Annotated in this window: 9 protein-coding genes; 6 read left to right on the forward strand and 3 right to left on the reverse strand. The window is 61.0% G+C overall.

The window, feature by feature from the left end; all coding sequences use genetic code 11:
- Nucleotides 1-12: 12 nt before the first annotated feature.
- The 3 genes from rpsD to rplQ are packed head-to-tail and all read left to right on the forward strand — an operon-like array spanning nucleotide 13 to nucleotide 2,074.
- A complete protein-coding gene (gene rpsD / locus HJ583_RS02490; protein WP_101941748.1) occupies nucleotides 13-642 on the forward strand; it encodes a 30S ribosomal protein S4 in 630 nt (209 codons plus the stop codon).
- 38 nt (nucleotides 643-680) lie between these two features.
- A complete protein-coding gene (locus tag HJ583_RS02495) occupies nucleotides 681-1,661 on the forward strand; it encodes a DNA-directed RNA polymerase subunit alpha (RefSeq protein ID WP_101941747.1) in 981 nt (326 codons plus the stop codon).
- Between the two features lie 26 nt (nucleotides 1,662-1,687).
- A complete protein-coding gene (gene rplQ, locus HJ583_RS02500) occupies nucleotides 1,688-2,074 on the forward strand; it encodes a 50S ribosomal protein L17 (RefSeq protein WP_101941746.1) in 387 nt (128 codons plus the stop codon).
- 208 nt (nucleotides 2,075-2,282) lie between these two features.
- Here rplQ and uvrA read toward each other — a convergent pair whose 3' ends face one another.
- A complete protein-coding gene (gene uvrA / locus HJ583_RS02505; RefSeq protein WP_170020181.1) occupies nucleotides 2,283-5,099 on the reverse strand; it encodes an excinuclease ABC subunit UvrA in 2,817 nt (938 codons plus the stop codon).
- A gap of 231 nt (nucleotides 5,100-5,330) precedes the next feature.
- Here uvrA and ssb point away from each other — a divergent pair, with 231 nt between their 5' ends.
- Nucleotides 5,331-5,834, forward strand: coding sequence for a single-stranded DNA-binding protein (ssb, locus tag HJ583_RS02510; RefSeq protein ID WP_101941744.1), 504 nt, complete (start codon nucleotides 5,331-5,333; stop codon nucleotides 5,832-5,834).
- 171 nt (nucleotides 5,835-6,005) lie between these two features.
- Nucleotides 6,006-6,854 carry an RNA polymerase sigma factor RpoH gene (gene rpoH, locus HJ583_RS02515; protein ID WP_101941743.1) on the forward strand — a complete coding sequence of 283 codons (849 nt, stop codon included), beginning with the start codon at nucleotides 6,006-6,008 and terminating at the stop codon, nucleotides 6,852-6,854.
- Between the two features lie 66 nt (nucleotides 6,855-6,920).
- Here rpoH and HJ583_RS02520 read toward each other — a convergent pair whose 3' ends face one another.
- Nucleotides 6,921-7,625: a nucleotide-binding protein gene (locus HJ583_RS02520; RefSeq protein WP_170020183.1), complete on the reverse strand. Its 705-nt coding sequence runs from the start codon at nucleotides 7,623-7,625 to the stop codon at nucleotides 6,921-6,923.
- 134 nt (nucleotides 7,626-7,759) lie between these two features.
- Nucleotides 7,760-8,665, reverse strand: a complete 906-nt coding sequence (locus HJ583_RS02525) for a LysR family transcriptional regulator (RefSeq protein WP_170020186.1) — start codon at nucleotides 8,663-8,665, stop codon at nucleotides 7,760-7,762.
- A 117-nt stretch (nucleotides 8,666-8,782) separates the two neighbouring features.
- Between HJ583_RS02525 and HJ583_RS02530 the strand changes: the two genes are divergently transcribed.
- A complete protein-coding gene (locus tag HJ583_RS02530; protein WP_170020188.1) occupies nucleotides 8,783-9,376 on the forward strand; it encodes an FMN-dependent NADH-azoreductase in 594 nt (197 codons plus the stop codon).
- Nucleotides 9,377-9,455: the final 79 nt, after the last annotated feature.

Genomic DNA, 9,455 nt, shown 5'->3' on the forward strand with positions numbered 1-9,455 from the left:
GAGCAAAAGAACGTGGCTCGCAATCTCGATCCGAAGTGCCGTCAGTGCCGCCGTGAAGGCGAAAAGCTGTTCCTGAAGGCCGAAAAATGTTTTACCGACAAGTGTGCAATCGAACGTCGTTCGTATGCGCCGGGTCAGCATGGTCAGAAGTCTGGCCAGCGTTTGTCTGGTTATGGCCAGCAACTGCGTGAAAAGCAGAAGATCCGTCGCATCTACGGTGTGCTTGAGCGCCAGTTCCGCAAGGTTTATGCCGAAGCTGATCGCCGCAAGGGTCAGACTGGTGAAAACATGCTGCAGTTGCTTGAAGGTCGTCTGGACGCTGTTGCCTATCGCATGGGTTTTGGCGGTTCGCGCGCTGAAGCTCGTCAGGTTGTGCGTCACAACGGCGTGCTGGTTAACGGTAAGCGTGTGAATATCCCTTCCTACACCATGCGTCCCGGTGATGTGGTTCAGCTGACTGATGCCGCCCGTGCCCATCTGCGCACCAAGGCTGCGCTCGAGGCTGCTGAAGGCCGTGGCTTCCCGGAATGGCTCGAAGTGGATGCGAAGGCTGCCAAGGGTACCTTTAAGGCTTTCCCGCAGCGCGCCGAACTGCCTTCGACCATCAATGAAAGCCTGGTTGTCGAACTCTACTCGCGTTAATGCGGGCTCAAGCAGTTCATAACTGACAAGGATAGGACATGCAGAGTAATAGCCTCCTGAAACCCCGCATCATCGATGTGCAGAGCATCTCCCCGGTTCATGCCGTTGTGGTGATGGAGCCATTCGAGCGTGGTTACGGGCATACCCTTGGTAACGCGCTGCGCCGCATCCTGCTCTCTTCGCTGCCGGGTTACGCCCCGACGGAAGTCTCCATCGATGGCGTGCTCCATGAGTACTCTACGTTGGATGGCGTGCGCGAAGACGTGGTCGACATCCTGCTGAATTTGAAGGGTGTCGTGCTGAAGCTGCATAACCGTGCCGAAGTGACGCTGCGTCTTTCCAAGTCCGGCGAAGGCGTGGTGAAAGCCAGCGATATCGAAGTCAGCCATGACGTCGAAATCATCAACCCGGATCATGTGATTGCTCACCTGGCTCCGGGCGGCAAGCTGGATATGCAGATCAAGGTCGAGCAGGGCCGCGGCTACGTGCCGGGTAATGTGCGTCCGCTCAATGGCGACAACAAGGTGATCGGCCGCATCGTTCTGGACGCATCGTTCAGCCCGGTTCGCCGTGTCAGCTATCAGGTCGAAAGCGCTCGCGTCGAGCAGCGCACCGATCTGGACCGCCTGGTGATCGATATCGAGACCAACGGCGCTGTGGATCCGGAAGAGTCGATTCGCTTTGCTGCTCGCGTGTTGATGGATCAGCTGTCCGTGTTTGCTGATCTGGAAGGTACTCCGGTTGCCAAGGAAGAAGCCAAGGCTCCTCAGATCGATCCGATCCTGATGCGCCCGGTTGATGACCTTGAACTGACGGTTCGCTCCGCCAATTGCCTCAAGGCTGAAAACATTTACTACATTGGCGATCTCATTCAGCGTACTGAAACTGAGCTGCTCAAGACCCCGAATCTGGGTCGCAAGTCACTCAACGAGATCAAAGATGTGCTCGCTTCGCGTGGTCTCACGCTGGGCATGAAACTGGAAAACTGGCCGCCGGCCGGTCTTGAAAAGACCGCCTGAGCTGCAAGCAATAGGGAATAACGAAAATGCGTCACGGTAACGGCCTCCGCAAGCTCAACCGCACCAGCGCCCACCGCAAGGCTCTGCTGCAAAACCTTTCGAACGCGCTGCTGCGTCACGAAGTGATCAAGACCACTTTGCCCAAGGCAAAGGAACTTCGTCGCGTGGTGGAGCCGCTGATCACCCTCGGCAAGACTCCGTCTCTCGCCAATCACCGTTTGGCGTTTGCCCGCCTGCGTGATCGCGAAATGGTTCTGAAGGTGTTCAACGAACTGGGCCCGCGCTTTGCCAGCCGTAACGGTGGCTATCTGCGCATCCTGAAGTGTGGCTTCCGCGTCGGTGATAATGCACCGATGGCTTACGTCGAACTTCTGGATCGTCCGGAAGGTACCGAGGCTGTTGCCGCTGAGTAATCGGCTTCGCCAGTTTCAACAAAAAAGCCCGCTCTTGAGCGGGCTTTTTTGTTTGTGGCGCGGACTGAATATGCTTCGCGGTAGCGCCTGCGGTGTGGATGCATCGCTTGCCTTGGGGGCTGTTGCGCGAGGCGGCTAATTTGCCTGGTTGGCGCCCGGCAGGGGGCAGTGCTGGAGCCGCACTTTCGAGAAAGCGCGGCTCTCCGGTTCAGCGCAATAGTGGGGCCAGGTAGTGGCCGGTATGACTATCCGGGTGAGCGGCGACGGTTTCTGGCGTGCCCGAGACCAGGATTCGGCCACCACCTGCACCACCTTCCGGGCCCAGGTCGACCAGCCAGTCAGCCGTCTTGATCACATCCAGATTGTGCTCGATCACGACGATGGTATTGCCGTGCTCGCGCAGGCGGGTCAGTACCTTCAGCAGCAGTTCGATGTCGTGGAAGTGCAGACCGGTGGTGGGTTCGTCGAGGATGTAGAGCGTGCGCCCGGTGTCGCGCTTGGAGAGCTCGAGTGCGAGTTTTACCCGCTGAGCCTCACCGCCAGAGAGCGTGGTCGCGCTCTGGCCAAGGCGGATGTAGCCTAGGCCGACTTCCATCAGGGTGTCGAGCTTGCGAGCTACAGTGGGGACGGCATCAAAGAAGCGCTGGGCTTCTTCTACTGTCATTCCCAGGACTTCGGCAATATTGCGTCCCTTATAGCGGACCTCAAGGGTTTCGCGGTTGTAGCGCTTGCCGTGGCACACGTCGCAGGGTACGAATACGTCTGGCAGGAAGTGCATTTCGACGCGCAACATGCCGTCGCCCTGACAGGCTTCGCAGCGCCCACCCTTGACGTTAAAAGAGAAGCGGCCGGCGCCGTAACCGCGCGCGCGGGACTCCGGCACGCCGGCGAAGAGTTCGCGGATTGGGGTGAGCAGACCGGTGTAGGTGGCGGGGTTGGAGCGAGGAGTGCGCCCGATCGGAGCCTGATCCACGCTGATGATCTTGTCGAATTGCTCGAGGCCTTCAATCGATCGATAGGGCGCTGCTTCGATTGAACTACCGTGAATTTCGCGCGCGACGATGGCGTACAGCGTGTCGTTGATCAGGGTCGATTTGCCCGAGCCGGATACGCCCGTTACACAGGTCATCAGGCCGACCGGGATTTCCAGTGTGACGTCCTTGAGGTTGTTGCCTGTCGCGCCTTCCAGACGCACCAGGCGTGTGGGGTCTGGCTGGAGTCGCTTCTTCGGAACGTCGATGCCGCGTCGTCCAGAAAGAAAGGCGCCGGTGATCGAAGCTTCGGCCGCGATGATATCGGCCGGGCTGCCGTGGGCGATGACTTCACCACCGTGCTCGCCGGCCCCCAGACCCATGTCGACTACATGGTCGGCCATCCGGATGGCGTCTTCGTCGTGTTCGACAACGATGACGGTGTTGCCAATATCACGAAGGCGGCGCAGGGTGCCTAGGAGGCGATCGTTGTCGCGCTGGTGCAGGCCGATCGAGGGTTCATCCAGCACATACATGACGCCGGTGAGTCCGGAGCCAATCTGCGAAGCGAGGCGGATACGCTGGGCTTCGCCGCCTGAAAGTGTGTCGGCCGAGCGGTTCAGGCTCAGGTAGTCCAGTCCGACGTCGATGAGGAACTGCAGGCGGGAGGCGACTTCACGCATGACCTTATCGGCGACCTGAGCCTTGTTGCCCGCCAGTTTGGTCGTGGCGAAGTAGTGCTGACAGTCGCGGATCGATAGGGCTCCTATTTCCGGCAGCGAGCGGGTACCGATGCGCACATAGCGTGCCTCTTTGCGCAGGCGGCTACCGGCGCAATCCGGGCAGGGGCGGGTCGAGCGGAATTTTCCGAGCTCTTCGCGCACGACGACCGAGTCTGTTTCTCGGAAGCGTCGTTCCAGATTTGGCAGGATGCCCTCGAAGCTGTGCTCCTTGCTGACCATGCGGCCCGATTCCGAGAGGTACTTGAACGGGATCTTGCGACTCCCGGAGCCGTGCAGCACCACTTCGCGGATCTCCGCGGGCAACTCATTGAAAGCGGTGTCCGTATCGAATTCGTAGAAGGCCGCGAGGCTTTGCAGCATCTGAAAGTAAAACTGGTTGCGCCGATCCCAGCCGCGAATCGCCCCAGAAGCCAGCGAGAGTTCGGGGTGAGCGACGACGCGGGCAGGGTCGAAGAAGTCGTGGTTGCCGAGGCCGTCACAGCTCGGGCAGGCACCAACCGGATTGTTGAAGGAGAACAGTCGCGGTTCCAACTCTTGCACCGCGAAGCCGCAGACCGGGCAGGCATAGCGCGCCGAGAAGGGGTGCTCCTGGCCGCTCTCCATCTCGATGGCGATGGCGCGTCCTTCGGCATGTGCCAGGGCGGTTTCGAAACTTTCGGCAAGGCGCTGACGGGAATCCGGGCGAATCTTGATGCGATCCACCACCAGATCGATGCTGTGCTTGCTTGTTTTGGAGAGTGGCGGTACCGAGTCGATCTCGCAGATCTGGCCGTTGACGCGCAGGCGTACAAAACCCTGGGCACGCAGTTCGGCAACCAGCTCTTCGTGGCTGCCCTTGCGTTCGGTGATCAGCGGGGCGGCGATCATCAGCGGCGTGCCTTCAGGCAAGGCCAATACGTGATCAACCATCTGCGACACGGTCTGCGCTTCGAGCGGCAGTTCGTGATCAGGGCAGTGCGGCGTGCCGGCACGGGCGTAGAGCAGGCGCAGGTAGTCGTGGATCTCGGTGACGGTGCCGACCGTCGAGCGCGGGTTATGGCTGGTGGCCTTCTGTTCGATGGAGATGGCTGGCGAAAGGCCTTCGATGAGATCGACGTCCGGCTTTTCCATCAGCTGCAGGAACTGGCGTGCGTAGGCTGACAAGCTTTCCACGTAGCGGCGCTGGCCTTCCGCATAGAGCGTGTCGAAGGCCAGCGAGCTCTTGCCGGAGCCAGATAGGCCGGTAATCACGGTGAGTTTGTTACGCGGGATGTCGAGACTGATGTTCTTCAGGTTGTGGGTACGTGCCCCACGGATCTGGATCCATTCCATAGCCTGTGCCGCCAGCAAGAAAACCAACCAATATACGGGGCAGACCTTGCCCGGCCAAGTGTTTTCGCACTGTGGCGGGTGAGGATGTGTGGCGGGAGCCTTACGTAAAGTTCCCGCTCAGGGTAGGATCGCGGGCTGTCACGCGCTCAGTGCCGCGCGGCAGAACAGACCCGAATCGGCGCCGAATGAATCGTGAATGCGGCGCCGCAACTTTATCGAAGGAGTAATCGCATGGCCTCAGTCAACAAAGTCATCATCGTCGGCAATCTGGGCAAGGACCCGGAAACGCGTTATGCCCCGAGCGGTGATGCTTTCTGCACCATTACCGTTGCCACGACGGATACCTGGAAGGACAAGCAGACCGGCGAGAAGAAGGAAGCCACCGAGTGGCACCGCGTGGTGTTCAACGGCCGCCTCGCCGAGATCGCCGGCCAGTACCTGAAGAAGGGCCGCCCGGTGTATATCGAAGGTAGCCTGCGCACCCGTAAGTGGACCAACAAGGAAGGTGTGGAGCAATACACCACCGAGATCCGCGCCGACCAGATGCAGATGCTCGGTTCGCGTGAAGATGGCGGTGCTTCCCGTGGCGGAAACGATTATGACCAGCGCGGTGGTGACGACTTCCAGCAGGCTCCACGCGCTCGTCCGGCGGCTGCGCCGGCGGCCCGTCCGGCACCGGCAGCAGCGCCTGCGGCGGGGGGGTTTGGCGATTTCGACGACGATATCCCGTTCTGAGAACGCCTTTAAGTGAGCCCGAAGCCCCGCCTAAACAATTGTTTAGGCGGGGCTTTTGATTTTCTATGGACATGTTCATGGAACTCTCTTGCGCATTTAGCACTCAATGAGGCAGAGTGCTAACATTGAGTTGGGCGAAATGCCCGCTGAAGATTTGTGGAGGTGACAGGTATGACGCAAGCGCTGGCTTTTCCGGTTCCGAACGCTCTGGGCAACATCGACCAGTACGTGCAGGCCGTCAATCGCTACCCGCTGCTGACCGAGGAGCAGGAACACGCCTTGGCTCTGCGCCTGAAGGAAGAGAACGATCTGGACGCCGCGCGCCAACTGGTGCTGTCGCATCTGCGTTTGGTGGTGTCCATTGCCCGCAATTACCTCGGTTACGGTCTGCCGCATGCGGATCTGATCCAGGAAGGCAACATCGGCCTTATGAAGGCAGTGAAGCGTTTCGATCCGGAGCGCGGGGTGCGTCTGGTGTCTTTTGCCATGCACTGGATCAAGGCCGAGATCCACGAATACATCGTCAAGAACTGGCGTCTGGTGAAGATTGCGACCACCAAGGCCCAGCGCAAGCTGTTCTTCAACCTGCGCAGCATGCGCGGTGACAGTGCTTCACTGAGTCCTGAGGATGTGCGCGGTATTGCGAGCAAGCTGGGAGTGAAGCCGGAAGAAGTGATCGAGATGGAAACGCGCTTTGCCGGTGGTGAAGTGGCGATTGATCGCGGTTCGGACGACGACGATGAGCGCATGGCGCCGATCGACTGGCTGGCAGACGAATCGGCCGAGCCGGTGGAAGTGCTGGCTACTGCGCAGAGCGAGCGCCTGGCAGACGAAGGCCTGAAGGGCGCACTGGCAAGCCTGGATGAGCGCAGCCGTGCCATCGTGCAGCGCCGCTGGCTGGTGGAGGATGATCCGGCCACCCTGCATGAGCTGGCTGCAGAGTACGGCGTGTCAGCCGAGCGGATCCGCCAGATCGAGGCCAAAGCCATGCAGAAGATGCGACTGGCCTTGTCGGCATGAAAAACTGAAGTACAGCACAACGCCCGGCTCTAGCGAGACCGGGCGTTTTGTTTTGGGGCTGCGGGTTCAGAGTGGCAGGGTGTCGAAGATCGCGTAGTGGTTACGCAGCCAGGTCTTGACGCGCTGGCGCTCCATCATGCCCAGCACGGCATCGCCCTCACGGTTGTTGATGGCAGCCCAAAAGCTGGCGTTCTGCCGATCGATCTTGTTCATGCTGGCTTCGTGCAATTCGCTCAGCGTGATCAGCTTCCCGCCCAGCTCCAGTGCCCGGCTGAGGGTTGCGGACTTTTCCAACAGTGAAAAGTCTGTGCCGCGCCCTTCGTTCTTCACCACGAAGTAGTTGGGGCCCTGGCCATAGGTGTCGAGCAGGCGATTGAGCAAGTCCGTGGAGTCCTTGCCCGAATCGGCGAGGTGCCAGAAATTGACCGTCACACCCATCTCGGCCAGCAAGGACAGCAGATCCGAATCCTTGATCCAGCGCGCCAGCGGGGCCGCGGTCTGGGCGGCCAGATCGACGATGGCACTGTTTTGTTGCCCGTCGGCCGTCTGTGCTTCCAGGCTGTTGGCGATCAGGTCCAGGCCTGCGTAGCTGTCGACGATCACCGGCGCAGCATAGTCCGCATAGAAACGGGTGAAGGAGGTGTGCGAGCGATCGGTATCGAAGCCGGTAAAGGTTTGGCCGCGATCTATGAAGTACTGGGCCAGCAGGCGGGCGGTGACAGACTTGCCGACGCCGCCTTTTTCGCCGCCGATGAAATTGAGAGAGCTCATGGAGTGATTCCGGGTCGTGTTGAGGTAATCGGAGGCTTGCCCGGATGATTAGCAATAAATACGCCCGGGCTCTATTCACGACATGCTCACCGGGCCGCATTGCGCGGTCGTGACTCGCCGGATGTTTTTCGGGCTCAGGTGGAGACTAGCCCCAGCGCGTTTTCCAGGGCGCCGAGAAAGGCCCGGGTACGTGCCGGCAGCAGGCGGCGCCCAGGCATTACCGCCCAGACTGTCATGCTCGGCAGCTGCCAGTCGGGCAGTACCCGCAGCAGCAGGCCGTTCGCCACTGCGTCGGCCACGAAGCGTTCAGAGAGTGCAGCGACGCCCAGACCGTGCGAGGCCAGCAAGCGCATCAGGCTCACCGAGTTGGCGGCCAGTGGCCCCATGGGCAAGTCCTCCCACACTTCCTGGTCGCGTGTGAGTCGCCAGCGCTGGGCTTCACCGTTGCTGCCGACCAGTTGCAGAGCGGTGTGGCGCATCAGCTCGTCTGGCCGGGTGGGGGTACCGAAGTGCTTCAGATAAGCCGGGCTGGCGTAGAGGCCGCTCTCCAGGGTGCACAGCCGGCGCGCCACCAGGGTGGCGTCATCTGGCAGGCGGGCGGCCACGCGCAGCGCGAGATCGAACTGCTCGCCGATCAGATCGACCCGGCGCGGCGAGAGATCCAGCTCCAGTTTGACCTCCGGATAACTCGCAGCGAACTGCAGGAACAGCGGGCCGAGAATCCATTCGCCGAAGTCGGCCGGCATCGATACGCGCAGGCGTCCGCGCACGGCCGCCTGGCGGTGCTGGGCGTAGGCGCTGACTGCGTCAGCCTCTTCCTGCAGGCGGCGAGCGTGTTCAAGGATGCCCTGGCCGAACTCGGTAATCAGCAGGCGGCGTGTGCTGCGGGTGAGCAGGCGTTCGCCCAGGCGCGTTTCCAGTGCGGCAATCCGGCGCGAGACGGTGGACTTGGGCAGGCCACTGCGCTCGGCAGCAGCGGAGAAGCTGCCGGCGTCCATGACGCGGGCGAAGAGCAGCAAGTCGTTGGCGTCCAGATCCATGCAGCCTCCTATTGTTCCGATGGTGGAACAATGCTATCCGTTTTGAAGGCTTCCGGTGCTTGGGTTGCAGGAATAAAGTGGCGTCACTCCCTCCCCCTAACCCCAAGGAGAAACACCATGAACATCCTGCAAATCAACTCCAGCGTCCGTGGCGACGCTTCGGCTTCCACCCGTCTGGCCAACAGCATCGTGAGCCGCCTGCGTGCGCTCGATCCCTCGGCCAGCCTCACCGTGCGCGAAGCCGGCTCCCAGCCGATTCTGGACGAGGCTGCACTGGGCGCCATCTTTACCCCGGCTGAAGCACGTACGCCGGAGCAGGCTGCGCGTGCGGCGATTGATTTTGCGGCGATTGCGGAAGTGCAGGCCGCCGATGTGATCGTGATTGGTGTTCCGATGTACAACTTCGGCGTGCCGGTGCAACTGAAGGCCTGGATCGATGCGATCGCCAAGGCCGGGGTGACCTTCCAGTACACCGCCAACGGTCCGGAAGGCCTGCTCAAGGGCAAGAAGGTGTATCTGGCGCTGGCACGTGGTGGCCTCTACCGCGACACCCCGGCTGATTCGCAGACCCCGTATCTGAAGAGCGTGCTGGGCTTCCTCGGTTTGAGCGATGTGAGCTTCATTCACGCCGAAGGCCTGTCGATGGGCGAAGAGGCTGCCGCCAAGGCTTTTGCCGAGGCCGAAGCCGAAATCGCAGCACTGACGGTGTAAGCATGGCGGCTGGTGGCCGCCTGCTCGATTTGCGCAGACCCGCGAGGCCGTGCGGCCAGGCGCCGCATGGCCTCGATTC

This window comes from Uliginosibacterium aquaticum (assembly GCF_012972705.2).
GTDB classification, from domain to species: domain Bacteria; phylum Pseudomonadota; class Gammaproteobacteria; order Burkholderiales; family Rhodocyclaceae; genus Uliginosibacterium; species Uliginosibacterium aquaticum.

Excerpts from the sequence above, each read along its gene's own strand:
- HJ583_RS02495 (WP_101941747.1), top strand. The coding sequence starts at position 681 with ATGCAGAGTAATAGCCTCCTGAAACCCCGCATCATCGATGTGCAGAGC.
- rplQ (WP_101941746.1), top strand. The coding sequence starts at position 1,688 with ATGCGTCACGGTAACGGCCTCCGCAAGCTCAACCGCACCAGCGCCCAC.
- uvrA (WP_170020181.1), bottom strand. The coding sequence starts at position 5,099 with ATGGAATGGATCCAGATCCGTGGGGCACGTACCCACAACCTGAAGAAC.
- ssb (WP_101941744.1), top strand. The coding sequence starts at position 5,331 with ATGGCCTCAGTCAACAAAGTCATCATCGTCGGCAATCTGGGCAAGGAC.
- rpoH (WP_101941743.1), top strand. The coding sequence starts at position 6,006 with ATGACGCAAGCGCTGGCTTTTCCGGTTCCGAACGCTCTGGGCAACATC.
- HJ583_RS02520 (WP_170020183.1), bottom strand. The coding sequence starts at position 7,625 with ATGAGCTCTCTCAATTTCATCGGCGGCGAAAAAGGCGGCGTCGGCAAG.
- HJ583_RS02525 (WP_170020186.1), bottom strand. The coding sequence starts at position 8,665 with ATGGATCTGGACGCCAACGACTTGCTGCTCTTCGCCCGCGTCATGGAC.
- HJ583_RS02530 (WP_170020188.1), top strand. The coding sequence starts at position 8,783 with ATGAACATCCTGCAAATCAACTCCAGCGTCCGTGGCGACGCTTCGGCT.